Annotated in this window: 22 protein-coding genes; 8 read left to right on the top strand and 14 right to left on the bottom strand. The window is 39.0% G+C overall.

All coding sequences use genetic code 11. From position 1 onward, the window contains the following. Nucleotides 1-427 precede the first annotated feature (427 nt). Entirely contained in the window at nucleotides 428-964 is a 537-nt protein-coding gene (locus tag AB4Z29_RS25325) for a tyrosine protein kinase (protein ID WP_441945759.1), read from the bottom strand. 236 nt (nucleotides 965-1,200) lie between these two features. Between AB4Z29_RS25325 and AB4Z29_RS25320 the strand changes: the two genes are divergently transcribed. The 4 genes from AB4Z29_RS25320 (at nucleotide 1,201) to rlmD (ending at nucleotide 4,841) form a co-directional block, all read left to right on the top strand. Next, a complete protein-coding gene (locus tag AB4Z29_RS25320) occupies nucleotides 1,201-1,491 on the top strand; it encodes a YerC/YecD family TrpR-related protein (RefSeq protein ID WP_183565641.1) in 291 nt (96 codons plus the stop codon). A gap of 11 nt (nucleotides 1,492-1,502) precedes the next feature. Next, nucleotides 1,503-2,285, top strand: coding sequence for a sirohydrochlorin chelatase (locus AB4Z29_RS25315; protein WP_441945758.1), 783 nt, complete (start codon nucleotides 1,503-1,505; stop codon nucleotides 2,283-2,285). 64 nt (nucleotides 2,286-2,349) lie between these two features. Then, complete coding sequence (locus AB4Z29_RS25310) at nucleotides 2,350-3,258, top strand: diacylglycerol kinase (protein WP_183565920.1); 909 nt, start codon at nucleotides 2,350-2,352, stop codon at nucleotides 3,256-3,258. A gap of 80 nt (nucleotides 3,259-3,338) precedes the next feature. Continuing rightward, on the top strand, nucleotides 3,339-4,841 hold the full coding sequence (gene rlmD, locus AB4Z29_RS25305) for a 23S rRNA (uracil(1939)-C(5))-methyltransferase RlmD (RefSeq protein ID WP_441945757.1): 1,503 nt from the start codon (nucleotides 3,339-3,341) through the stop codon (nucleotides 4,839-4,841). Nucleotides 4,842-4,999: 158 nt separating this feature from the next. Here the strand turns inward: rlmD and AB4Z29_RS25300 are convergent, their stop codons facing one another. From AB4Z29_RS25300 to AB4Z29_RS25275, 6 genes are all read right to left on the bottom strand, one after another. After that, nucleotides 5,000-6,178: a site-specific integrase gene (locus tag AB4Z29_RS25300; protein WP_441945756.1), complete on the bottom strand. Its 1,179-nt coding sequence runs from the start codon at nucleotides 6,176-6,178 to the stop codon at nucleotides 5,000-5,002. A gap of 588 nt (nucleotides 6,179-6,766) precedes the next feature. Beyond that, on the bottom strand, nucleotides 6,767-7,174 hold the full coding sequence (locus tag AB4Z29_RS25295) for a hypothetical protein (protein WP_441945755.1): 408 nt from the start codon (nucleotides 7,172-7,174) through the stop codon (nucleotides 6,767-6,769). 251 nt (nucleotides 7,175-7,425) lie between these two features. Continuing rightward, entirely contained in the window at nucleotides 7,426-8,562 is a 1,137-nt protein-coding gene (locus tag AB4Z29_RS25290) for a hypothetical protein (RefSeq protein WP_441945754.1), read from the bottom strand. A 38-nt stretch (nucleotides 8,563-8,600) separates the two neighbouring features. After that, complete coding sequence (locus AB4Z29_RS25285; RefSeq protein WP_441945753.1) at nucleotides 8,601-8,969, bottom strand: hypothetical protein; 369 nt, start codon at nucleotides 8,967-8,969, stop codon at nucleotides 8,601-8,603. Between the two features lie 252 nt (nucleotides 8,970-9,221). Then, entirely contained in the window at nucleotides 9,222-10,322 is a 1,101-nt protein-coding gene (locus AB4Z29_RS25280; RefSeq protein WP_441945752.1) for an AlbA family DNA-binding domain-containing protein, read from the bottom strand. Between the two features lie 122 nt (nucleotides 10,323-10,444). Continuing rightward, the gene (locus AB4Z29_RS25275; protein WP_441945751.1) at nucleotides 10,445-11,602 is read right to left on the bottom strand and encodes an ATP-binding protein; all 1,158 of its coding nucleotides are present in this window, start codon (nucleotides 11,600-11,602) and stop codon (nucleotides 10,445-10,447) included. 476 nt (nucleotides 11,603-12,078) lie between these two features. Between AB4Z29_RS25275 and AB4Z29_RS25270 the strand changes: the two genes are divergently transcribed. From AB4Z29_RS25270 to AB4Z29_RS25260, 3 genes are all read left to right on the top strand, one after another. Then, nucleotides 12,079-12,588: a hypothetical protein gene (locus AB4Z29_RS25270; protein ID WP_441945750.1), complete on the top strand. Its 510-nt coding sequence runs from the start codon at nucleotides 12,079-12,081 to the stop codon at nucleotides 12,586-12,588. A gap of 482 nt (nucleotides 12,589-13,070) precedes the next feature. After that, on the top strand, nucleotides 13,071-14,801 hold the full coding sequence (locus tag AB4Z29_RS25265; protein WP_441945749.1) for an AAA family ATPase: 1,731 nt from the start codon (nucleotides 13,071-13,073) through the stop codon (nucleotides 14,799-14,801). Continuing rightward, nucleotides 14,789-16,354 (top strand): UvrD-helicase domain-containing protein, encoded by a 1,566-nt coding sequence (locus AB4Z29_RS25260; protein ID WP_441945748.1) that lies wholly within the window; start codon nucleotides 14,789-14,791, stop codon nucleotides 16,352-16,354. The genes AB4Z29_RS25265 and AB4Z29_RS25260 overlap by 13 nt, the downstream gene beginning before the upstream one ends. Before the next feature lie 78 nt (nucleotides 16,355-16,432). On the opposite strand, the gene AB4Z29_RS25255 is transcribed toward AB4Z29_RS25260, so the two are convergent. The 6 genes from AB4Z29_RS25255 to AB4Z29_RS25230 all read right to left on the bottom strand — a co-directional run bounded on the left by AB4Z29_RS25255 (nucleotide 16,433) and on the right by AB4Z29_RS25230 (nucleotide 22,113). Continuing rightward, nucleotides 16,433-16,990, bottom strand: a complete 558-nt coding sequence (locus AB4Z29_RS25255; protein WP_441945747.1) for a site-specific integrase — start codon at nucleotides 16,988-16,990, stop codon at nucleotides 16,433-16,435. 6 nt (nucleotides 16,991-16,996) lie between these two features. Next, nucleotides 16,997-17,410 (bottom strand): site-specific integrase, encoded by a 414-nt coding sequence (locus AB4Z29_RS25250; RefSeq protein ID WP_441945813.1) that lies wholly within the window; start codon nucleotides 17,408-17,410, stop codon nucleotides 16,997-16,999. Nucleotides 17,411-17,627: 217 nt separating this feature from the next. Beyond that, nucleotides 17,628-18,572: a tyrosine-type recombinase/integrase gene (locus AB4Z29_RS25245; RefSeq protein ID WP_441945746.1), complete on the bottom strand. Its 945-nt coding sequence runs from the start codon at nucleotides 18,570-18,572 to the stop codon at nucleotides 17,628-17,630. 17 nt (nucleotides 18,573-18,589) lie between these two features. After that, nucleotides 18,590-19,690 carry a tyrosine-type recombinase/integrase gene (locus tag AB4Z29_RS25240; RefSeq protein WP_441945745.1) on the bottom strand — a complete coding sequence of 367 codons (1,101 nt, stop codon included), beginning with the start codon at nucleotides 19,688-19,690 and terminating at the stop codon, nucleotides 18,590-18,592. Between the two features lie 10 nt (nucleotides 19,691-19,700). After that, nucleotides 19,701-21,197 carry a tyrosine-type recombinase/integrase gene (locus AB4Z29_RS25235; protein ID WP_441945744.1) on the bottom strand — a complete coding sequence of 499 codons (1,497 nt, stop codon included), beginning with the start codon at nucleotides 21,195-21,197 and terminating at the stop codon, nucleotides 19,701-19,703. 88 nt (nucleotides 21,198-21,285) lie between these two features. Continuing rightward, nucleotides 21,286-22,113, bottom strand: coding sequence for a hypothetical protein (locus tag AB4Z29_RS25230; protein ID WP_441945743.1), 828 nt, complete (start codon nucleotides 22,111-22,113; stop codon nucleotides 21,286-21,288). A gap of 262 nt (nucleotides 22,114-22,375) precedes the next feature. Here AB4Z29_RS25230 and AB4Z29_RS25225 point away from each other — a divergent pair, with 262 nt between their 5' ends. Continuing rightward, on the top strand, nucleotides 22,376-22,708 hold the full coding sequence (locus tag AB4Z29_RS25225) for a helix-turn-helix domain-containing protein (protein WP_441945742.1): 333 nt from the start codon (nucleotides 22,376-22,378) through the stop codon (nucleotides 22,706-22,708). A gap of 1,319 nt (nucleotides 22,709-24,027) precedes the next feature. Here AB4Z29_RS25225 and AB4Z29_RS25220 read toward each other — a convergent pair. Beyond that, nucleotides 24,028-24,966 (bottom strand): BsuBI/PstI family type II restriction endonuclease, encoded by a 939-nt coding sequence (locus tag AB4Z29_RS25220; RefSeq protein WP_441945741.1) that lies wholly within the window; start codon nucleotides 24,964-24,966, stop codon nucleotides 24,028-24,030. Nucleotides 24,967-25,043: the final 77 nt, after the last annotated feature.

The following is a 25,043-nucleotide window of genomic DNA, read 5'->3' as shown; positions in this document are numbered from 1 at the left end:
ACATAGTTAATAACAGCTGTGCATGGAATCGCCTCGGGCTTAGCAAGACTTCGTGATTAAGGGAGTGGAGCTGTGGATGAACGCTTTTTTTGGCTGAAAACACCTAAGCAGTCAATTGGATATTCACATCGCATGAACAGCTGTGCATGGATTAGGCAATAAAGCTGGCGAAGGTTGTCGAAGGTTGCGCTTGTGCACAGGCGATTCTGGTTAATGAGCCAAGTTTATGTAATAATAACTGTGGATAGGGTGCGATTTATCTTATCCACAGCCGGATAACTTCATATTCATTGTGTGAAATTGTGAATAATTGCTTAGCTAAATTGCACCTCGGCTATCCGCATGTACTGCTGATAGCCGAGGTGCTTCATTTGGATGGATACGGATTACTTATATCCAAAACGTATGTGAACGGAACATTCGTCAATTACCTGCGGCGTTTGGGCTTGCGGCGGCGCACGCCATTATTCCCGCTGCCTGAGCCGGAAGTGGGCTTGCGACGCTTCCGGCGCTTTGGTTTCCATTCACCTTCATCGTCATCCTCCGACGAGCTTGACGATTTTTTGCTGAATGAGCCCATAAGCACTTTCACCAGAGGGGCCATTTGTGAGACGCTGGACATAACCTTCTGTACTTTCGTAACCGTCGTAAGAATGCCGTCTATACCGCCGATTCGGTCGACAAAGCCTTTGATCTCGCCTAGGCTGGCAAGGGAGAAGCCGCTTGCTTTGGTGCTGGCGGGCGTTTCGACCACATCGGACGACGCTTCCGGTAAAACCGCGGGCAGGATATCCTGCGCTGGCGGCTCTGGTGCTGCAGGAGGCATGGTCGGGAGGTCCCCGCCAAAGCTGAAGCCGCTCGACTTCGCGCCGGACGACTTGCTCGGCTGGGCTTGCGCCTGCCGGTGGCCGCCGTGCCAGTCGTACTGCTGGCTGCCGCTGCCGGGATTATTGCGATAATTCACACGGATCACAACCCTTCTTTTATAATAGTCTATGGGATAGGCGAACATACGGATTGGACGAATGTCACGGGTTTTGGAATTTTTTATAGATAAATGCCCTGTGCTTGTATGCGCATGCCTGCCCGCAGGGCGCTAAGACCATCGCCTCGGCTGCAATGCGCGAATACGGTAATGTTTGAAAAAAACGGTTAAAAAAGTTACAATAGTTACATTAGTTTTAATAGGAGTGAATACACATGCAGCTTAAAAAGCTGAACGATAAAGCAATAGATCAATTATTTGAAGCGATTCTTACATTAAAGTCAGTCGAGGAATGTTATGTGTTTTTTGATGATCTGTGCACGGTGAATGAGATTCAGTCCATGTCCCAAAGGCTTGAAGTAGCGCGCATGCTTGGCAAGGGCAGTACATACAATGCAATTGAAGCGGAAACTGGCGCAAGCACGGCAACGATTTCAAGGGTGAAGCGTTGTTTGAACTATGGCAATGATGGGTATAAAATGGCTTTAGAGCGTCTCGGAAGGTAGGTATTCCTTCAATGAAGCCAGGCATTCTCGTCATTAGTCACGGCTCCCGGGAAGAGGCGTGGGTTAAGCTGGTTGATGATGCCATAACGAGGGCAGCGGCTTCACCTCGCTTATTACATATTCCAATCGTATCGTCGTTTCTCGAAATTGTTGAGGGACGGCTTATTCAGGATGGCATTGATGCGCTAGAGAATCAGGGTGTGACAGATCTATTCGTGTTGCCTCTGTTTATTTCATCCGGCAGCACGCATGTTGATGAAATCGGGCAAGCGTTCGGTTTCCCATGGCTGACGGATCTTGAAGGAGATCTTGGCATATTCCGTGTCGCGGCGAATGTAGTATATGGTGAGCCGATAGATGATGATCCGGAGATCGCCGAGCTGCTTGCGGCGAATATTGCCGAGCTCTCGGAAGTGCGCGAGAAGGAAGCGCTGCTGCTTATCGGACATGGAAGCAAAGAACCCGTGTTTCATGAGCGCTGGCAAGCGGGATTGACGAAGCTTGGTGAGCGCTTGCGGGCGCTTGGCGGATATAAGCGTGCAGAATATGCGATGCTGCTCCCCGACCAAGCAGCTGCGAAGCTTGCTGCGATGCAGAAAGCGAATCCTGAGGAAACGGTAATTGTCGTGCCATTGTTTCTAAGCCGAGGGTATTTCACGAATCATGTCATACCGACGCGGCTTGAGGGGCTCTCCTATCGGTACAACGGTCAGTCCATGCTGCCGAGCAGCGCGATTGAAAGCTGGCTCACCCGTCAGATGGAAGAGGGTCTGCAGCGTCTGAATAAAAGCTAAAGCATGTAAAGTTAAACATATAAGCTAGGATGAATGGATCGTTAGGAGTGGAGCAGACATGGCAATCAAGCGGGCGAGACTGATTTATAACCCGTCATCGGGAAGAGAAGAAATGAAAAAGCGTCTGCCTGACATCCTTCAGCGGCTGGAGCAAGGCGGCATCGAGACGAGCTGCCATGCGACGATTGGAGAAGGAGATGCTACGCTTGCTGCAGCGGAAGCGGCTGACCGCGGCTATGATATGATTATTGCGGCGGGCGGCGACGGTACGCTATATGAGGTCATCAACGGGCTCGCCGGCAAGGAAAACTGTCCTCCACTCGGCATACTGCCCGTAGGTACGACGAATGATTTTGCACGGGCGATGGGCATTCCGAAGCACTGGGAGTACGCCGTCGATTTGATCATTCAGCAATACAGCCGCCCGATTGATGTCGGGAAGGCGAACGAGCGTTATTTTATAAACATTGCCGGCGGGGGCTCTTTGACCGAACTCACCTATGATGTGCCGAGCAAGCTGAAGACAATGATTGGCCAGCTGGCTTATTATATGAAGGGCATGGAGAAAATGACCCGCCTGAGACCGACCGAGCTTACCTTTCAAGCCGCTGGCGTCGGTGAGTTTCATGATGAATTTATGATGTTCCTGATCTGCAACAGCAATTCCGTAGGCGGGTTCGAGCGTCTAGCACCTGATTCCAAGCTTGATGACGGTTTATTGGATGTCCTGCTTATTCGCAAATGCAACCTGCCAGAGTTTATCAAGCTGGTGACGCTTGCGCTGCGCGGCGAGCATCTGAATGATCCGCATGTGATTCATTTCCGTACGGATGAGCTGAAGGTAACGACACCTGATTATGTGCAGATCAATCTCGATGGCGAATATGGCGGAGTGCTGCCATGCACGTTCTCGGTGCTGCCATCGCATTTGCGTATTTTTGCGGATGAGACGGGTACATCAACCTACCGATAACTGAGGATGAATGGGCCAATTAGGGCACAATGGAAGATAGAAGGCAAGCAACAGCATTGAAGATAGAGCGGAGAGAGTTTATGAATAAAGGAAGAAGCAGAGGCGGCAATGGGAGATCGCGCAGCGCAGCAGGTTCTGGTGCGGCAGCGGTTCCGGTAGATGCTCCTTTTCAAAAAAATGAAGAAGTCACCGTCGATATTATCGGCCTGACGCATGACGGAGAAGGGGTAGGCCGCGCAGAGGGCTTTACCCTTTTTATACAGGGAGCGCTTCCCGGTGAGCGCGTGCGCGCCAAAGTGATGAAGGTCAAGAAGCAATATGGTTATGCGCGATTGGAGGAGCTGGTGCAAGCAAGCCCTTCGCGTATAGAGCCGCCATGCGATATTTATAAGGAATGCGGCGGCTGCCAGCTTCAGCATTTCGATTACCCTGCGCAGCTTGAGTGGAAGCGGCAGCATGTGGTGGACAACCTCATGCGGATCGGAAAGCTAGGCGTAGCTGGCGAAGGCGTGGCTGCTGCGAATGAGGAACTAGCGTCAGGCGGGATTGTGGTTCATCCAACCATTGGAATGGATGAGCCATGGCGTTACCGGAACAAGGCATCCGTTCCGATCGGCACCAGTGCTCAGGATGGGCAGTTGATCGCAGGGTTCTATGCCAGGGGCAGCCACAGAATTATCGATATGGATGATTGCCTGATTGAGCATGGGGACAATGATGAGGTTATTCGCGTAGTGAAGCGAATCGGCCGTGAGCTAGGAGCAACGCCTTATGATGAGGCGTCGGGCCGAGGCGTGCTTCGCCATGTGATGGCGCGGACAGGCGTCATTACGGGTGAGATGATGGTTGTTCTGGTCACTAACGTCAGGAAGCTGCCCGCGGCGGAGGAATGGGTCAAGCGCATTCGCGCGGAGCTGCCAAACGTAAAGAGCATCGTTCAGAACGTAAATGAGCGAAACACAAACGTTATATTCGGGGACGAGACGCGAGTACTCTGGGGCAGCGAGGTTATTTATGACGAGCTTGATGGCATTCGCTTCGCGATCTCGGCACGGTCTTTCTACCAAGTGAACCCGATGCAGACCGTTGAGCTTTACCGCAAAGCGGTGGAATATGCCGGTTTGACTGGTACGGAAACCGTCATCGATGCTTATTGCGGCATCGGTACAATCTCTTTGTTCCTCGCACGTAAGGCTGGACGCATCTATGGCGTAGAGATCGTGCCGGAAGCGATCGAGGATGCGGCTCGGAATGCAGAGCTGAATGAGATAACTAATGCCTCGTTTGAGGCAGGCCCAGCAGAGGTCGTCATTCCGCGCTGGCGCAAGGAAGGGATAACGGCGGACGTCATCGTCGTCGATCCTCCGCGCAAAGGCTGCGACCCGGCGCTGCTCGAGACGATCCTGGCGATGAAGCCGGAGCGTGTTGTATATGTGAGCTGCAATCCGTCTACGCTGGCAAGGGATTTGCGAGTGCTGGAAGATGGCGGGTATCGGACGGTTGAGGTTGTGCCGGTGGATATGTTCCCTTGGACGGTGCATGTGGAGTCGGTGGCTTTGTTAATTAGGGATAAAACAGTGTAGCGAAACCCTTATGATTATTGATTTTTTCGAAGTGGTACAGCTTGGAAATATTAGTGGTACAGAGATCAAAAGCAGGCCTGATGTAAAATTGATGTAAAATTAGAACGGATCTCTGCTTAAATGAACAGAAGACGCCAGGAAACACCTGTGCGTCTTCTTTATTGTCCTTGTGTAGCATCAGCTGTAAAAAACGATTCGAATTTATCAGCTGCTGCCTGATCAGCAGTTCGGAGAGCGTGTCCATAAATGTTCATTGTTGTGGTGATGCTCCCGTGTCCAAGTCGCTCAGAAATGATCTTAGCATGAACGCCTTGGTTAATTAGAATCGTAGCTGAAGTATGTCGGAGGTCATGAAAACGGATGTAACGGAAATTATTTTTCTTAACGAACTGTCGGAACCAAAGATAGGGGCGTTCATGGTGGAAAGGTTGTCCATTGGGATGTGAAAACATAAAAAACCAATCGTGGCCGAGCCATGCATCCCCGATATCAGCTCGTTCTTGTATTCTATAGGCGTAATATTCTTTTAGCTCTTTAAGCATGGAGCTCGGTAAAGCAACTTTTCGGATGGATTTTTTTGTTTTAGGCTGTTTGACAATTATTTCACCTTTGAGAGCGTGAATCATTGTTTGTGAAACATCTAAAATACCACTGTTGAAATCAAGATGCTTCCATTCAAGTCCAAGCAACTCGCTTCGTCGTAAGGCGGAAGTCAGAGCCAACGTAATCATTACCCTCCAGTGATAAGGCTCACGCTGCAATGCTCGAAGCATTTGTTCAACTTCTGCATTATCATAAGGGATGATCTCCTTTGAATCGACCTTTGGTTTTTGTACATCGCTAACCGGATTTCGTTTGATAATTCTCCATTCAACTGCACGGTTGAGGATGTTTTTTAAAATGCGGTGTTGAATTTGTATTGTGCCAGAAGCTAGTCCTCCGGATTTTCTATCTTCTCGACTACCCTCCTTTTCAAGGTTATCAAGAAAAGCCAGAATATGAAGTGGCTTGATATCTTCCAGTTTTAGATGTTGAAAATATGGAAGAATGCGAGTCTTTAAATTCGATTCAAAGGTATATAGCGTTTTATATGCCAGATGTTTTACAGCGTACTTATTGCGCCATTCTGTGACGAATGCACCGAAAGTCAGTTTTTGTGGTGCAATATACTCACCGGCCTCCACCTCCATTTTAAACTTAGCATATTCAATATTAGCTTCTTTTTTTGTTCGACATTGGACAGTCTTAGTTCGACGTATATATTTACCCTTAGCGTCAAGACCAGCATTTACAGTTAAAAACCAAGAATGTTCACCGCGTTTTTGAATATTGGCCATATCGTAATCTCTCCAATACTTATAAGTGATAGTATAAGTATGTCCATATGTAGAAAGAAAGAGACCAAGCTATAGTATCAATTACTATAGGAGCGCTTATATTTTTTTATATATTTATGCAGTAAGCATTATCGCTGGCAGCGATGAGGTCAGGGGTTCGATCCTCCTAGGCTCCACCAAACTTAAAATGATGAAAACCCTTGCGTAGCAAGGGTTTTTTTGTTTTTATTTTTGGATCAACTTCAATTAGCTTTCACCATTTATTGGTGATGGGGACGAAGTTGGGGACGAATATTTCTTTGATTGTTTGGTGAGGATATATGATCAACTTGAGTATGCACTTGAAATAAATAGTGGAGTAATTAATTGAATGAAATAGCCTAATATTATTAATTCAAAATGATGTCAGACACCGTGTTTGATTGGCGCATTTATTGACTAACCAATCAGCTAAAAATGTCGCTGTCTGCGTCCCGAGAAAAGGGGAGAAAATATTCAACTCATCTTCAGTTTCATCCAACCACTCTTTAAAACGATCCATCAAGTCATTCGAAATCAAGCTTACAGGCATTTGTTACCCTTCTATAGTTACAATGTTACATAATCAACTGAGAACTTAGCGGCATTACCTCTAATAGTAATATAATTATTCCATATGTATAAACGCCACTTTTCATCACTGGAATAGTTTAGGGTTTTCGCGTTGAATAATAAATTACGTAGCTCATTGAAATCAACAAAGTAAATTTTGTTCTCTTCCAACCTCACTGCTAAAATCGCTATGTCAGCCTCAATTAATAATTCCACTTGCTTTGTGGTTAGATCAAACCAACCATGTCCTTTTACATGGAGCTTCGACTCGGGACTGCATAAGACCAACTTCTTCCCATTACTTACCCCATGAAACATGATTTTCTTCCGTGTTATACTAAATAAAGAGCAGTTATACTTTTTCGCAACCCTATTTATTACTGTCTGGATATTTGGAATTTGCAACTTCATACCCCCTTTTCTAGGACTTACCTTTATCCTAGCACAATGGGGCGTAGCCTTTACTTAGCAAATTGTTGGCTAAACACCGTCATTAATCATCCATGTTTAAACAGTGGTTCAAAGCGAAAGAGAAGGAGCGACCCTATATAGCAGATCGACCCTAAAAAAGATAAAATTGAAGACTTTGCTTAATCATTTGAGAATCTGCCAGTAATCAGAGCGAATACACCTCTAAGATATAATAGGAGCTTGTGTTATAAAGATCTTATATACTGGATTGCTGTTTGAAAATCATTTATTATCTCTTCTGTCTTATTTCGATCAGGTTTAACATTTGAATGAGCTATCTTATGGCGATAGTCTTTTCTATGTTGGTTTATTACAGCCCACAGGGTCGAATTATCATTCACAAATGATGCGCCGGTATACCTGCTAAGAAACACATCGCATCTTTGTCTGAAGTTTGTTTCGGTTTTAGCCAATTCAGTATCAATATCGGCAGGAGACATCCCTAAGGTAGTCATTTTCTCAATCAATTTTTTCTCAACCACAATTTCTAGTGCAGCTGAACTTTCAATTACTGCGGATCGATATTCTAATCTATACCATAAACTTCTTGCTACTATAATCAGTTCGTCTTCAACAGTTATTTCTGCGTTACTCTTCAATCTTTCTTTCAAGTCAACTAATTCATCTTGTCTAATATCAGGATACTTTTTCTTGCTCGGCACAAGACTAGGTACTAACGCTGCGAAAGTGATACTATCATAAAATCTATCGTTAACATAATCCTGAATTAATGTTCCTTCCAGAATATTAGCATCGAGTTGGTGAACCCAAAAATGTCCACGTAAATTAGAATAATGCTTTACCAGTGAGTTAAGAGCTTCGTAGAATGCGTAGACATTATGTAGGTGTGAGAAACGATCTGCTACCAGTATCTTTTCTTTTGTTTCTCTCAGTTGTTCATGCGTCAAACTTACAAGTTTAGCAATCGCTTTTATATGCAAATCATTAGTATCCATGTATTCGGATTTATTCCTAACCATGTCTGATTTTATTTTTTCTAAGCACTGATCCTCAGTTACCCTTTCTAAATCATCACTGGATATTGAATATTCCTCCTTAAACGAGCATGCAACAAAGGATTTGCAATTACTGAATGCGTAATTAGAAATCCCATCCCTTTGTATAATTTCCTGCAGAGTTTCTTTGTCCCCTACAAAAAGAGATTTGCCAGAGTACTCGGCAAATTTTGCAGTATTTAGATAATACCATTCAGAATTGAGGGAAATCTTCACTAATCCTGACGAAGTACCGATTTCATATTCGCCATCAGGAAGTTCTAACATAAAAGGTAATTCATTTGTTAACGTAGCTCGTAATTCCATATTGGAAATACCCCTTTCGTAATTAATAATAGTTGTCGTCACTTTATGAATATGAAAATTACTTTGTCCATCGTCAATGGTTGATCTTCCTCGTATATTGTTACCTTATCCTTCAAATCATGCGGTAAATTCTTGATTAAGTGTTGCGCGGCGGGTAAAGTATGGTCTCCAAAATCATGGATTGCTAAAAATTTGAAAGCTTGAGTGAGGTCAATCGACCTCACTTTGGATTTGCCCTCAAGCAGACCCCGAATATCCTTTTTGATACCCTCTTTCTGTTGAGAAACATACTTGTAACCATTGTTGATCGGTTTGTTACATTTGATCTCGGCTACAATACTGATGTCACCATTTACCATAAGGTCGTAGCCGTTATCGTTTGGCTTGGTTCCGAGAACCTCATTCAAATAAAGTTGATAATTCTCCTTTACGGAAGGGAAAAGGTCGCTTATCCAGTCAAGAAAGAGAATCGTGGTCTTGTAGGTGAGGATGTTATTAATGTCTTTTAAGGCGGTCTTGATGTCCTAAAAGTCTTTAACCGTCAGCCTGGAATAGTAGTCTTCGGTACTGCCTGTTATTTTGTCAGTGATGAATCGGTTGAATCGAGCTTTCAACTCAGACTCGCAGTCATACTGTTTGCTCATGATACCCCTCCACCCTTACTTTAAATGTAGACCACACCTCGAAAATCCATAGGCGTTCCATAAAGTATCCATTAACGGTCTGACCAACTCTGGAATAATTACCGAATCCGTATCCTCGATAAAGATCTCAGGGAAAATCATCTTATCGAATTCAAAAGGGACTACATCATGTGATGCGTAAAAGCCATCAATATCCTTGACTACTAATCCGTTCACGCCATAGAAGGAAAGAAAAATATATATAGGCTCTTTAAGCCCAAGATGACGATAGTTTTGAAAGGAGAACACAAAGACCCGTTTTAATTTTTCATACAGGTCTGAACCATATGTTTCGTTGCCTCTAAGCATTCTCGAGGAAGCATGCTCAACCATACCATTTCTAAAAAGTTGGAATTTGCTGTTTTTCTCATGAGATTCTGAGTATACCCCTAGCACATTTATACGGCGGTTCTCACCACCTGTGCCGATGGGTTCTGTTCTTAGGTTATTGAGTACGCCCGACAATTCGACAACATTGGGATTATCAAAAGCAGACACAGGAACAAAGTGGAGTAACAAGAATGGTGATCGATCAAAATTCTCTACATGACTTAGAACTCGTTCGTTATGGAACACTGCATACTTCGCGGCAAAATCGCTACTACCCAAAAACATTTGGCGAAGTTGCTGGACATCTAGCTCATATTTACCGTTTGACTGTCTAGCATAGAATTTAGAATTCTGCTTCACCCGATGAGGTCTTAGCCAACTTCTTTTTGTACGAACGACAATAACGTACCTGGATTCGACTACCTGAACAAACTCTATTTCGATATTGGTAAGTCTCGGCTCTATGCCGTTGCGGAAGATATCTAGGAGTCTCAATTTTTCCTTGTCTACGTCAGTGCATTCAACCCCGAGTATGGTACAGGGGACACCTTCTTTTTCTTCGATACCAATTAATAGATCTCCACCTTGGGTATTAGCGAAAGAGGTTACCGATCCACATAATTGCTCTGGTCGAATCAGTTCGCGTTTATAATCGATCAACTGACCTTCCATAACAGGAATGTCGCCCATCAGCGACTTAAGATCATCAAGAGTGATCTGCTCAATAGGTTTATGGAATAACGACAAAGCGAAACACCCCTACCTGATAGAATTAAGTCAATTATATAAGAGATATTCAATCTCTGTAAGTAATTGGGTATTGCTACTATGTGTTGTGATCGATGATTGTGAAAACGATGGTACCGGCTTCATATCTGCATTTGCCGGTACTCAATAAGCATCTGATTCAATACCGTGCCTGTCTTTAGACGTGACAAAAAATACTCCCGCTGGCGCTCTGTCTCTACTTCTATCGTCCAAAAATTATCCTTTAGTGAGTTTAAATTGTATAAAAAGACTTCCTTGTTGCGATAGATATACCCCATGAATGCATCTTTTTCCAACTCAGTTTCAAACAAAAGAACGACCTCAAAGAAGCGACTTCGAACATGTTCTTCTTCATAATTTTCTTCGTTATAGATAAACTCATGTAGTTTGTACTTTGGGCTGTCCTTTGTAAAATACTTCATTGCATAGTCGGGATTCATCTTGACCTCGCCAAAGAAGAAGTAATCCCATTCAGGAGTAGGTGTGAGATACCTACCTCCGTCAAGCAATACGACCTGGCAATTAAACAACTGTGTACCGTAATATTTAATAGTTAGCATGCGATATGATGGTGATGAGTCCTCCATCACATAGGCATAGAACTCAGCTCCACGTGGACCAAATTCATTATCTTTATCGATAATAATAGTAAATTCTGGATTGAAGATGTTGTAGTAGGTATCATCATCTCGTTTCCATTCGTCCTTGTTCTCCAGTCGTTTAATGATCTGCTCGAAAGGGGAACGGGTTAGTAAAAAGCGTTTCTTCCAGAGGTATTCGATGTTGTTGATGTCCGCGCTCTTATCTATGTCGGTATTGGTATCACCTACGCGAGTGTAAATATGATTGGAGCGGACTGTTTTGTTACCATCAGAATATCGGTCAGTCAAGAAATATGGTGTGTCAGTGCTGTTCTTGACGATCAGAATATCAACCTCATGATCAGCCAGTATTAATGTCCGCATCTCAACCCGTGGTCGAATGCCGGAAACGAATTTCTGGGGTTTCAAGAAGTCGATAATCATTTGCTGATTTTTTCGATTCTCGTCATTCTTAACCCCAACTATCTCGCAGGTCTTGTCTGTGATACCAAAGATGATGTAGGCATCCCGATCAACTCGGTTGTTTGCCATACAGATGATATCGTGAAGTAGGTCGGCTTTATTGGTATGATGCTGCTGCTTGAAGTCCCAGTAGTCATCTTCCCGTTGTGACAGGATTAATTCCTTTATTTCGTTTTTTAATTCGATATCCCGCAAGTACTATCACCAGTCCTTTACTAACATGGTACGATTACTCTGTGAGTTACAATATTCTACAATCTTTTCTTAGAGTCCTGCATATTACTCGCATACCAGCTCTTCTTGCCTAAAAATTAGTGAATAATGAATCTTGCTTTATTCGCGCAACTATGTTAAATCAAAGTGAGTGTCAATGTATGCGTAAAATAGCCCTCATCTTGATATCAAGGTGGGGGCTGTTTGAGGTTTACCTTTGATTACATAAACAATAGGTTGATTTTCCGATTTTTTTACACACTTTCCGCTTTTATGAACAATTGTAACTACTTACATGGTACAATTATACTATGTCAGTGAGTTATTTCTTTTAGAAAAGAGGAAGCTGTATTAACTATATTCTTGCACAATTCCGTATTCTTGCTTATTTAATTAAGAGCCCATTTAGTCGTTCACTAGAGCAAGTCGCTCTGAGTACAGCTGTGTGGATAGTAATAATGCTCGCTTTATGGAGATTTTTTTCTTTTAATGCCCCATTTATTGAAATAGTATACATAATGGTCATTATTAATATTGTCTATTTTACAAGAGTGATCTATTGGATTTTATTTAAAGCAAATAAGTTGAAAATCTATGGTTACCTTCGATTTGATAATGTTATAGAAATGCATATTGGTGCGCCTAAGTCTAAGCGGGAATTTAATAGTAAAATGAGACGAACCATCAAGCATGCAATTAAAGAAGGCTATATCATTGAGTTTACTTCGGGAATGATGACTGTTGGAGAGGTCATCCGTAAATACGGAGACGCAGTTATTCAAATAGGTACACCTTCCTTTATATCACGGATTTTCACAGTTGTGCTAACCATGAGCTTCGTGGACAAGAACACAAATTATTCTTATGAATATCCAATTAGAGTGAAAATTGATCCTTCTAAACTTCGACATAGTAGAAGAAGAAAAGAATCTGTACAAATTGAACAAATGTATGGTATTCGACTGTAATAATTGATTAATAGTAGAAAGCTACTACTTAATACATAAATCTACAATCCCTATGTGGCGTTAGGAAATACTTTGTATAACAGAAAAGCATGATCGTTCCTAAGGTGACATGGAATTCGTTGATTACAAAGTAGTGAGAAGCTCAATGCATAGACTATATTAATTAATACTGGCAGGATAAAAAAATTATCATTGCAATAAACATTCGGTTTCTATCCCAAGATAATTCTTTCAGTCAATGAGGTGTCTAAAGGCAATTTTTTTCGCTTAAAGCAGCAGGACTAAAGAGTAAATGCTGTTCTATATAAGAATTATTTTCTATATTCAGCACAATCAACTCAAGAATAAGTCGCCGTACTAAAAACAATGTTTGATTGAAGAGAAGGTTAGAATCAGGATAACAAGCGGTTATTATTTGTCCGAATGATACTTTTAGTGGAATAAGTGAAAAAGATAGATGATAGAAAGTGGAGGAGAGGAAAATGAAAATTACTTCAATCGATATCTGTAAGTTTAGAAATTTTGAAGATATCAAATTAGATTTAACAAATAAAAACGTAGTGTTTGGTTTAAATGACATTGGTAAGACGAATTTTTTATGCGCATTAAGATTTTTACTTGATAGAGATTTTAGGAGAAACGGCTTTGTAGATTCTGATTATTATAACAAAAGAACAGAAACCGAAATATCAATTACATTGGAAGTCAACATTGAAGATGAGACTGATTCAGACAACAAAAAAATTTATTCTTGCATGAAAGGAGCGATTTCTTCTAGTGCTAAAGTAGTTTATTTTCAATTGAAATCTACATATAACTTAGAAACTTTACGAGGAGAGCCAAGGATGTATTGGGGCTCGGAAATAAATGATCTAGAGGAGATACCAAGTAATCAGTCGTACTTTGCAATTGATAAACTCTTTAACGTAGTATATATCGATTCTGCTATAAAGCTAGATAACGAGTTTAAGAGATATACAAAAGAAATACTCAGAGCAGATTCTAGTTTCAGTGATAAAGAACGTAACCAGATAAAAAAACAGATTATTAAGTTAAACGACAGTATTGGAAATTTAAAAAACATAAAAAAGTTTGAAAAAGAGCTTGTAGCTGAATATAAAAAGTATAGAAATGAAAAAAATCTTGATATATCCATACGATCTGAGATTGAACTAAGTAATTTACATTCTAAATTAACACCATATATTTTAAGTGAGGACGCAGAAACTTATCCGACTAGTGGTGATGGCAGAAAGAAGATATTAGCATATACATTATTAACTTTGGAAAACCGTAGATTGGAAGAAAAAAAGATTAATATTTTTTTAATAGAGGAATTAGAAAATCACTTACACAGGTCGATGCAAATAGCATTATCGTATCAGTTATTTAATGATCAACTATTTAAGTATTTATTTATGACAACACATTCATCATTAATCGTTAGCCAGATGGATGATGTGAATTTAATAAAGTTGTTTAAAGACGATAAAGTCATAGGTAAATCGTATACTTACACTGTTCCAAAAGAGTATAAAATGTTGAAGCACAAACTTAATCAAAACTTATCTGAAGCCATTTATGCAGATGTAGTTTTATTAGTTGAAGGACCTTCTGAAAAAATCTTATTCGAACGAATATTAAAAGAAAAACTTGAGAAGTTTGAAAGTTACGGGGGATATATATTAGAGGTTGATGGAATAAATTTTAGTGAATATGTTAAGGTGCTATCTCCACTAGGAGTGAAACTAATCATTAAAACTGATAACGATCTAAAGCTAAATAAAAATAAAAAAGAATGCAATCTATTGGGCCTAAATAGATGTCTCGAAGTTACTGGAGGCGCCAAAAAACCCAATATAATAAATATAGATGTTGCAGAATATAAGTCTAATTTGTCATATAAGAAATCAATACAAGTAAACATTTATGAAAATGTGTATTCCTCAGATATTGATAACTTAAGGTCTCAGAATATCTATTTATCAAAAATAGATTTAGAAAATGATTTATTTGAGGTTATACCCACTCCTATGAGAAATTTGGTTAAGACTAATAACAGTTCATTGGAGCCAATAGAGTATCTCCAAAGTGCGAAATTAATAAACATGATAGATTTGTGTACTAAATTATCAGCTGCAAATTGCAAAACGATATATAATAGTCAATTATTCTTTTGTTTAAGGGAGTTTGTTGAATCATGCTCCCAATAGATAACGATATTAGAAGTCAAATTCTTAATAGTACTGGTAATGTAGTAATAAGCGCGAGTGCTGGGACAGGTAAAACCTACACAACAGTAAAGAGAATAGTATTGGATATTTCTCAAACTACAAATTATCAAACTTATGCTGCTGTTACTTTTACAAGAAAAGCAGCAAAAGAAATCAGAGAGCGTTTGGGACCTAATATTGGAGATGGCTACATTGGGACAAATGATAACTTTGTACTTACGGAAATAATTCAGCCATTTATAAAAGATGTATATGGTATCGAGTACAGAAAAGAGATTAAACAAGATTTCACAGTAGTCAATTCGATTAATAACTTTCAAACGGGTCTTGAAAGAATAAAAGAGAGTGGGTTTCTATGTAAGTATAGAAACAGGTATAAAAATTTTGCATTTCAGCTAGCCCTAGATATTCTTAAAAAATCGGATTCTGCAAAACGGTACTTTAAATCTAAATATTTCAGAATATACATTGATGAATATCAAGATTGTGATGTAGATATGCACAATTTATTTCTGTATATATGCGAATCGCTACAGATTCCGTTATTCATAGTAGGTGACATTAAACAATCTATATATGGATGGCGAGGAGCATATAGTGATGGGTTTAAAAAACTAATTTCAGATCAAAATTTTAATACGTTTAATTTATGGCACAACTTTAGGTCAAATACGGTAATACAAAATTACTCTAATATCTTTATGAACGAAGTTAGAGAGAATTACCAAACAGTTGATTTTAGGGATGAGGTAGTTTCATGTATCTTTAGTAGTGAATTAGAAGCAGTACAATATCTTTCAAGTTGGATTGATTCAAAGATGAATTGTTCCTTTCTTCATTTTAGAAGAGATGCTGCTGAACAATGGAGTGAATTATTGGTGGATAGTGGTCAAAATTTTATTTACATACCCGCCTCACCATTAGATGTAAATGAATTAGAAAGTGAGCATATTTGGATTGCTAGATTAGTTGCTTATTATCTATTAGAAGATAGATATAACGAGTATGATGTATATGCTGAAATTCCCTTTCCAGAAGCATATGAGTTCAGGAAAATTCGTACTTTGCTTGAATCAATTAGATCCAACTTAAATAACTTAGACGCATTTCGTACTGAGTGTTGTAAACTGTATAGTTATTTGGGTTATCCAACTGAAAATGAAGTGCTAATCAATGAAATTCACATCTTATTCTCTACAGCCAATAACTCTAAGTTCAAACCAACATATAATCAAAAGAAATATCAGTTTACTTCTGGGACAATTCATTCTTCTAAAGGACTTGAATATGATCAAGTTATAATAATGGGGAATGATTATAATCTAAATAATGATAACGATAGGTATTTACATTATGTGGCTGTGTCCCGCCCTAAATGTAGGCTATTGATTTTAGTTTTTGATGATGCAAGGGGAAAAGGATATATACAAGAGATTGGTCGTGTAATTGATCAGACTAATACACAGTTAGGAATAAATATTAAGAAAGAAAACATAATTAAAACAGAATATGTACAAACAGTTTTAAATTAATTTTGGTCTCTATAATATAAAATAAAGATACGACTAAAAAATCAGTCGTATCTTTTTATGTTAGGAAGGGAATCAAACTTATCTCCTATAATTTAAAAGTGTATTAAAAGTATTTGCAGCTGCCTGATCAGCACTCTGAAGAGCATGGCAGTAAATGTTCATTGTAGTCCGAATGTCGGCATGACCAAGGCGACTTGAGATGATTTTAGCGTGTATGCCTTGATTGATAAGCAGAGTAGCTGAAGTGTGGCGTAAATCATGAAATCGAATGGTCTTCTGATCATGACGCTTAAGAAAACGTGAAAGCCATTTTCCTGGTGCAGTGTGATAGAAAGGTTTACCTGTCTCTGAAAAGAATACAAAGAACTTATCTCCTCTTTGACGAGAATCACCTAACTGCTGGATTTGTTGCATCGAAGTTTCATAATAATGCTTTAGATCTTTAATTAAACTATCCGGGATGGTGACTTTACGATTAGGATTTTTAGTTTTTGGTTCTTTGATTATTGTTTTTCCTTTGCTGTAACTAAGCGACTGCACTACATTGATGATGGACGAGTCAAGATCGATATGTCTCCATTCTAAGGCGAGTAGTTCGCCTCTACGAAGTCCGGTGGTCAAAACAAGAGTTATCATAATCCTTCAATGAGGTGCTTCATTCTCCAGGGCCTTAAAGAGTTTTGATGCCTCGTATTCACTGTATACTTCTGATTCACGATCAACAATTTTTGGACGTTTGACTGTAGCTACAGGATTGTTAGAGATCAATTGCCACTCTACTGCTCTTTCAAATACGTCCTTCAAGATCCGATGAATGAAGCGAGTAGTTGTGGTAGATAAACCGCCTTTTTTCCCATCTTTACGTGCCCCGTCACGAGTAAGTGAATCAAGAAAGCTAAGAATATGCATAGGCTTAATATCTGCTATTTTCATATTTTGAAAAGTCGGCATTATATGGTTCTTGAGTAGATGATCATAATTTTCTAACGTTTTTAATTCTAAATGCTTTTCTCCATACATTTCACGCCATTTTCCTAAAAAGGAATGGAATGTTATCTTCTCAAGTGTTAGGTGTTGTCCTTTCTCAACATCTGACTGAAATTTAATGAGGTGCTTTTCGGCTTCTCGAATCCCCGATACAGTAATGGTTTTAGATCTCTTTACTCGTTTTCCAAATTCGTTATATCCAGCTTCTACGACAAGTCTACTCTTCGTTCAATACTAGCCATAGTTACCACTAATCTACTTTAGGATTTTTATACATTGATTTTCTTTAATTTTTAATTTGCTCATTAGTATCCAGCAACTTTGAAAGTTCAATGAGTGGGGGAACATACCTCAGTGTAGTTCCAACATTTTTATGTCGAAGTTGGTTTTGAATATCTACGATATGCATCCCACCTACTTGCATTAAGTATGCTGCTGTTCTTCGTAAATCATGTGGACGAATTTTCCTAGTTAGGCCGGCCTCAATCGTCAATTCTGATAACAAGAATCTTACTTTTTGAACAGACATGATTTTACCAGACTGATGAAATAAAAATTCATTGCCTTGATCAGCATATTCAACATATTGTGGATGTCTAATGTATCTCTCTAGTTCTGAGGCGAGGTCTTCTGGGATTGCAACTGATCGTTTTTCAGTTTTGTGGCCTTCGAATATGTTTACAAGTTTAGTTTCAATATTAAGCCGCTTTCGTCGAAGAAAACGAACCTCTGAGAGACGGAGTCCTGTAATTAACATAAACCATAAAAACACGAAATCTTGTCGGAAAAACGGATCTCGCAATAACGCAGCCTTAAGAAGCGAAATACACTCTTCCATAGACAATGAAGTGTTTTGAAGTGGGCTTTCAAATTTCGGTCTAGGATAACCATGCATTGGACTATGTTGAATCAAGTCTACGTCTTCTAAAAATTGAAAGAAATGTTTAAGCGAAGTGATTGTAGTAGCTATTACTCTATCTGTTGTTTTTACGGTAATTCTTAGATATTGAATAAAACGATCAATTGTATGTCGCTGTATTGGGACAAATCGTTCGGGATAATCACGACTTGCATGAAATTTATCGAAGTCTAGAGATCCTTCAAATCCTTCGTAAATTAGGAACTTCTCAAATTTGTTCAATGCCGCAATGTATGTCGATTTTGTGCTTTTCCTCAACCTAAAATTATCACTCCAAATTTGATAATATTTCGATTGAAGTAGAATGCTCACTTGAAACACCTCTTATCTTAAAATAGATCGCTAACTTTTAACTGCGCGAATGGATGTTTGTTAATTGCTTTAACTAACTCACTATCAAATATTTTTAAGTATTTTTCTGTAGAACTAACCCATGTATGTCCCATCAAGTCTTTAATTGTATAAATTTTCACTCCGGATTCTAACAAGTAAAGCGCGAAAGAATGACGGAGGGAATGAATAGAGTTCTGGTAAGGTCTTTTATCTGAATCAGGGATAGATTTTATCTCTCTTATTAAAGATGAAAACATCTTCTGAACGGTACTTGCATGAAGCGGAGATATCCCTTTATCATCAGAAAAAACATATCTATCCGAATAATCCTTAGTTTCCTTTATGCCCTGATACCGGAAATTGATGTAAGCATTTAATACTTCTAATGCAGATATAGTTATTTTATTCGGTTGCTTTAATCCTTTTTTTCCTTTTCTACGTACCATTATTTCTTGTCTTGAAGTAACAATATCACTAACTTGTAATTTGATCATTTCATCTAGTCGAATACCTGAACCGAGAAATGTCCACAGAATTGTGAAATTTCGATGTGCTTCACGACCAAGTCTGACATTGATGAGAATTTCATCAATTTGCTCCTTGGTGAAAGCTTTAGGCTCGCTATTACGATCATTTTCTATAGTGAGAGCGCGCTTCAGTTTTCCGATATCACGATTAAGAAAATAAGAAAAAACCTCTGTAAGAAAACTGCTTAAAAAAGATTTTTTCTTATTTTGCGTATTAAGACTTCTGGCTTGTGCACAGTAGTTAATCAGTAGAACACTTGAATTGATGTCATTAAGAGATGGAAAACCATTATTTAGAGGCTTACAGTGCTGGGCAAACAAATTCATTTCATATCTGTATGTTTGTTGTGATGAAGTTGCCAAGCTTAGATAAGCATCACTTGAAACATAATGGTTAATGGCATCATCTAATGGAATCTCTTCAAGACGCTTTGTTATTTCATTTTCTTTGGGAGGCAGAAGGGAGAGCAACATACGATTAAATGCATCTGCTCCATACTGGTCTGCAAGCTGTAAAAGAGATTGTTCCAGCTCTACTTCCTTTTTAACTGCATCATCAAATAAAGGCATCCTTATAACCTCACTTGTATTTCAATAGATTGATTTGATCGATTAAGTATTGATCATGTTGTCTTACATGAACATACAATCCGACAGTATTGACCATTTGAACACGAGCAATTTCCTTTAACTTTTGGGGTAAAACGTTGTTCATTGCGTGTCGGGTAATAAACATGTGTCGAAACAAATGAACACCACCAGGGAATGACCAGCCGGCAATCATGGTGTAAAGTTTATAGCAATGATACAAGCGGTCCCCAATCGAACGATGGTTTTCTCCTAGTAGATATTTTTGTGTAATTTGCTTGGATTGATACTCTTGAAGGAGCTCAAAAAGCTGTCCATTCAAGTAAAGTATATGGCTTTTTTTTCCTTTGCTATGAACAACAATCCTTCGTGTTCCCATGTTAATGTCTGACCATTTTATTTTCGATACTTCCGAAAGTCGTAGGCCGAGATCATACATAAATCGATATCCAATTTGTTCATGTAAGGGATTAGCCGCGTATTGTTCTACTACATTGAAAAAAGTTTCCACTTCTTGCTCAGTTGGCAGTTCACGATGGTGATAGCGCGGTGCTTTAATAGATCGGAAACGTCGAAGTGGAGGTTCAAATCCAAAACGATCTTTTAGATAGTGGTAAAAGGATCGAATGGAGTAGATCATGTGAGTAAATGTTATGGGACTGCATATGCCTTGTTTAACAAGTTTCAGTTTATATGAGCGATAGGCTAGCAGATGTTCATTTTGAATTTGGAATATCGAAACGACTTCTGAAGAAATTGACGAAAATACGCTAATGTTAGAACAGAGCCATTCTAATAGTTGTTGAACATGAGAAATTGAATTACGAATGTGCTTGGCAACGAAGCCTTTCGTCTCGAGATGTATTTTGTAATCTTGAACACGAGGGTGTAATTTAACCAGAATATTTGGTGATTTCTTTATAGCAATATCAATATCCAAAAAACCAGCTTCTTTAGATTTTTGGGAAAGAAATCGAAGAAGAGCCAATGTTAATGAATTTTTGTCCCAGTTGTTCATACAATGTTGCAGAGTTAATGGATCAACTAAATGCTTATTTTTAATTTGATCAGACGGAATACTGTGGAATTTTGCAATGTGAGTCAGGAGACTGGATACATGTTCATATTTTTTCAAAAAGCTAAAAGGGTCAATTTTGGTGCTTCTTTTCAAATATTCACGTAAAAGGCTACTTGGAACATCACGTTCAACTCGGTTGGTCCAAATCCATTGATTAATACCCATCGGGCCTAGGTAGGGGGCGGTCGGGGTGTTTTGGCCTTCATGTATTGATTGATGTGCATAGAGCATTTTTTCCACCTTCTCACGTGTGACTTTTTTAATATCATGATCGTCACTAAGAACAGGAAAAATACTCTGGAACTGGAGAATCTTTTCGGCAGAAGAAAAATTCTGCCGAAAAGATTCTTGGGTTTCTGTATGGCTGCTAACTTGTAGATGTTTTTTTGAAGTGTAATCGTGGAAGTCCATGTTAATTCCTCCATTCATAATTGAATGGTATTAGCATGGACATGAATAACAAGGGGAAAGAAATCTTAACTGTGAGTAAAGTGACTGGTTACAATACATGGAGCTCAGTTTTATCTCTATACTTTAACTCATGAATCATTCCTGGATACGAAAACAATGATTCATTTTTAGGGAAAATCAATCGAAATACGCGATTGTAATTTGGCTTGAATGGCCGGAAAGTCTTTAGTATGTACTTCGCTTGAGGGAAGCGAGATGCAACTGCGTCTCGAAGGACATGATCCACCAAAGGATCGTAAGCGAGATGAAATTCTAAATAATCTAGTTCAGGGTAGGTAGTTACCCATCGCCCTGCTATAGCATCGGTTTCTTGGTGAAACAATACTTGTGGATTCAAAATCTTAAATCCGCTTATACTTCTTGTTTTTTCCCGTTCTTTATTAATTTCTTTTATATCGACTTGCTTTAAAAGACCTGGATAGAAATACTCCGGTGATGATTTAAATGAATCAAAGTCCGGCGTTTTCATGTTGATAAGCTGCCAAGGTTGATCAAGAAGCACACTTATAAGAAATGGCTTTGGATATTTAGGCATCTTATCTTCGTTAAAAAATCTGCTGACCGCTGCTTCAGATATTCCTAATTCAATGGCGATATCATTTTGCTTAATATTATAGGTAGCGGCACATAAAGCTCTACGAAAGTAAAGATTGGGGTCATTCATTAATGTTTCCCATCTGACTAACGAGCTTTGCATGATAAGAAGTTCATAATATGGAAGGCTTAATATATCTTCTCTGGCCTCGGCCAAGATGTGTCTGTTGGAGTGAGGGCTTTGCATCAACTTTAAATATTTTTTATAGACATCGTGAACTGCTGTACGATTCGTTTTATAGTTATTTTGATTGAATTCCATTTCTCATCACCATTAAGTATAATATCGCGTAAATGAAGGTCACTTTGAAATCTTTACTTCGAGTTAAGTGTTGCAAGTCAATGACTTGGAGTGGTGAAACTAAAGTTAAAGGCTGATGTACCGATACTCGAATAGAAAACGAAAGATTAAGATATAAAAGAGAGATTACTGTTCCTTACACTTCTTAGACAAAACCTGAAATTATATCAATACAAGTTGGGACTTGTTTTCTTGAAGATCAGATTACCATGAGGTGAATGTTATGGGAGAATATGAATTATTACGAATTCAATTGCTGAAAACATTATTGCAAATGGAAGAAACACTGCTAACAGATATCAATAAGGAAAACATTCAATCTAACGTTACTGCTGAATTCAGAGATGATAATGTAGCTTTTCAAAAAGATAATATTCAGGTGAAAGCGGTACTTTCTGTACAGGAGTTATCTGAATATCTTGGCGTCTCAACTGACTGTATATATACAATGGTACGTGAAAATCAAATTCCATTTCTAAGGATCCGAAGAAGAATATTATTTTACAGAGAATCGATCAATTCATGGATTCACACTACCCCCAAAAAACCTATGTAACTTAACGTACAGTCAAAGAGAGATGTTATCTTTAATCTGCTCTAGATTAAAAATGAACTTAAGGAAATCAATCCATGATAACTGGTAATTATTGCTCATATGGGAAAGACGAAAGTGATTAACAATCAATTATCCCAAAATACTTGTTACATTTTCCTTTCATCGCAGAGATATACACACAAAAAACCACAAAATATCCCTTATAAAGGGACTATTTTGTGGTGGTTGATTTGTTTGGATTAATACAACGGTACAATAAAATTAACATAAAAACTACAGGTAAATTATACCTGCATTCAAGGAGTTACGAGGGAGATATACCCAAGATATTTACTGACGAATATCAGTATCAAAATTTTAATCAAAGAGATAATAAACAATGAAAAGTGATTCATACAGTAATAGAATTGACGGATTATCTTGGTGTATTATACTATGGCTCGGGAAAGACGGAATTCGGTTTTTAGGGTCCGAGTAAAGAGTATGTTCCACTAACAATCTATTGACTCATTCACAGGCAGTACCTATGGTATGGCTGATAGAGTAAGGTGGGTGATGGTATTATTGAGCAAATCCACAAAGAATATTCTATGTCTTAATTACTACATTTGGACAAGCTTTGAGATCTATTGACCGGATCCGACTTTTTGCGATGAACGCTAAAACCTGATCTTTTATGTTATGATATATTTAAGCTTATCCACCGTACAACCTTAGATGGGAGTGGGAATTTTATGATCCAGAGTGGCAATCAATTTCCTATAAATGAAAGATATAAGAATGCGGTTATTACGCTGCGTCATGCATTCTCCATCGAGTTTCTGCGAGGCGGGCGGTAATACTATTCTTTGCAACAGATGTTAGGGCACGTGGATAATGCTTTGAACGAAGCGTTTTGTTAAACTATCGTTAAGGAATAGCTTAACACTGCTCGTCTTTGAAAAGGTTAATTCAGAAGAACTTCAGGAACAGCAAGATATATGTTATTAGACGTTAGTTTCTTTGCATCTTTGTAAATAAAACTGAGCACCTATCCCTCAGCGGAGATGGTGCTCTTTATGTTTAATTGTTAATCTTCTTGATATGAGGTTTTATTCCAATTACTTCAAAGCCAATGATAAACCATGCAGGGGGAACTGCGTGCCTGGACTGAGTGCATGGTACTGCTTTGAAGCAAACTGATGAAACAGAGGACTATGGGGAGGCAGTCTTGAATTATATAGTAAGCAATTAGGGATTACATATTCGTCAATATGATATTAGACATTCTTTTGCACTTACACTTTCTTCGTAATGGAGCGAATATAGCCCTAAATTCTTTAGCGAGGCCCCATAAATCTATCGCCATTTAGATGTATCATGTGGTCAGGATTGTCTGCAACCCAAATTTCAGTTTCCCATGCAATTTGATCAATGAACTTTTTGAAGCCATTTTCAGAACTCATATCCAAGAAAGTAGTTACATAGATAATGCCACAGTTACAGTTTTCCAACATTTTCTTAATCTCGTTCATCCTTTTTACTGATACAGGACCAACGCTTGTGACGGCCTCTACGAAATAAAGCCAATTTTTTTCGGCAACATACAATACAACATCCGGTAATTTATCATGATCAGTGATTCGGACACCCAGTCCTCGAAGTTTCTCTCTGTTCTTGATTAAATCCTTCTTCACAGAGTCACCCACATACAATACATCGGCTCCCTTGGCGAACCGTGGAGCGAAATCTTCAATAATAGCCTTTTGTAGTTGATTATGTTTCCCTGGACTAAATTGAAGTTCTTCACCATTGATTTTTACGGGCATCATCTTCATTTCTCGACGCTGGCTATATTGTTGGATTAATGTTTTGTTATTCTGCCGCCATTTTTTTAACGCTTGTTCCCATTCAACCTTACTGTAAGATTGAATTACTTCCAGAACTTCATCTGTCAAGCGATAGGAATATTTAGGACTATTGGTAGCTCTTTCGTCATCGTCTTCGTTTTTAAAAGCAATCGCACCATCACAAAATTGATGAACTGACTCTTTTCTTATGTCTTCTCGTGAATTTGCCGCATAAATCTTCCCATAGTGTTCAGCCATGAATTTCATCATGTCTACAGTTCGCAAAGAGTTAATGGAAGCATCTGACCAGTTATCTTCTTCTTTCAGTCCTGCTAAAGAAAGCAGTACGTATGCACTTCTAGAATTTTGTTGTGGCTTAGGCATTCCCAATGCCTTTAATATCTCTTTTGCTTCAATTAATTTCCCCATCTTGATACCTCTTCTTTTATAATGCCGCAATTCAAATGACAATGGAGTGCAGAAAATAGAATTTTTATTGTTTCCTA

This window comes from Paenibacillus sp. 2TAB23 (assembly GCF_052115165.1).
Classification (GTDB): domain Bacteria; phylum Bacillota; class Bacilli; order Paenibacillales; family Paenibacillaceae; genus Pristimantibacillus.
Note: the sequence above shows the minus strand (reverse complement) of the source record. Positions and strands in the feature narration are given on the sequence as shown.

Coding starts and splice junctions, on each gene's coding strand:
- AB4Z29_RS25320 (WP_183565641.1), top strand. CDS start 1,201: ATGCAGCTTAAAAAGCTGAACGATAAAGCAATAGATCAATTATTTGAA.
- AB4Z29_RS25315 (WP_441945758.1), top strand. CDS start 1,503: ATGAAGCCAGGCATTCTCGTCATTAGTCACGGCTCCCGGGAAGAGGCG.
- rlmD (WP_441945757.1), top strand. CDS start 3,339: ATGAATAAAGGAAGAAGCAGAGGCGGCAATGGGAGATCGCGCAGCGCA.
- AB4Z29_RS25300 (WP_441945756.1), bottom strand. CDS start 6,178: ATGGCCAATATTCAAAAACGCGGTGAACATTCTTGGTTTTTAACTGTA.
- AB4Z29_RS25290 (WP_441945754.1), bottom strand. CDS start 8,562: ATGGAATTACGAGCTACGTTAACAAATGAATTACCTTTTATGTTAGAA.
- AB4Z29_RS25270 (WP_441945750.1), top strand. CDS start 12,079: ATGCTCGCTTTATGGAGATTTTTTTCTTTTAATGCCCCATTTATTGAA.
- AB4Z29_RS25265 (WP_441945749.1), top strand. CDS start 13,071: ATGAAAATTACTTCAATCGATATCTGTAAGTTTAGAAATTTTGAAGAT.
- AB4Z29_RS25260 (WP_441945748.1), top strand. CDS start 14,789: ATGCTCCCAATAGATAACGATATTAGAAGTCAAATTCTTAATAGTACT.
- AB4Z29_RS25255 (WP_441945747.1), bottom strand. CDS start 16,990: ATGATAACTCTTGTTTTGACCACCGGACTTCGTAGAGGCGAACTACTC.
- AB4Z29_RS25240 (WP_441945745.1), bottom strand. CDS start 19,690: ATGCCTTTATTTGATGATGCAGTTAAAAAGGAAGTAGAGCTGGAACAA.
- AB4Z29_RS25235 (WP_441945744.1), bottom strand. CDS start 21,197: ATGGACTTCCACGATTACACTTCAAAAAAACATCTACAAGTTAGCAGC.
- AB4Z29_RS25230 (WP_441945743.1), bottom strand. CDS start 22,113: ATGGAATTCAATCAAAATAACTATAAAACGAATCGTACAGCAGTTCAC.
- AB4Z29_RS25225 (WP_441945742.1), top strand. CDS start 22,376: ATGGGAGAATATGAATTATTACGAATTCAATTGCTGAAAACATTATTG.
- AB4Z29_RS25220 (WP_441945741.1), bottom strand. CDS start 24,966: ATGGGGAAATTAATTGAAGCAAAAGAGATATTAAAGGCATTGGGAATG.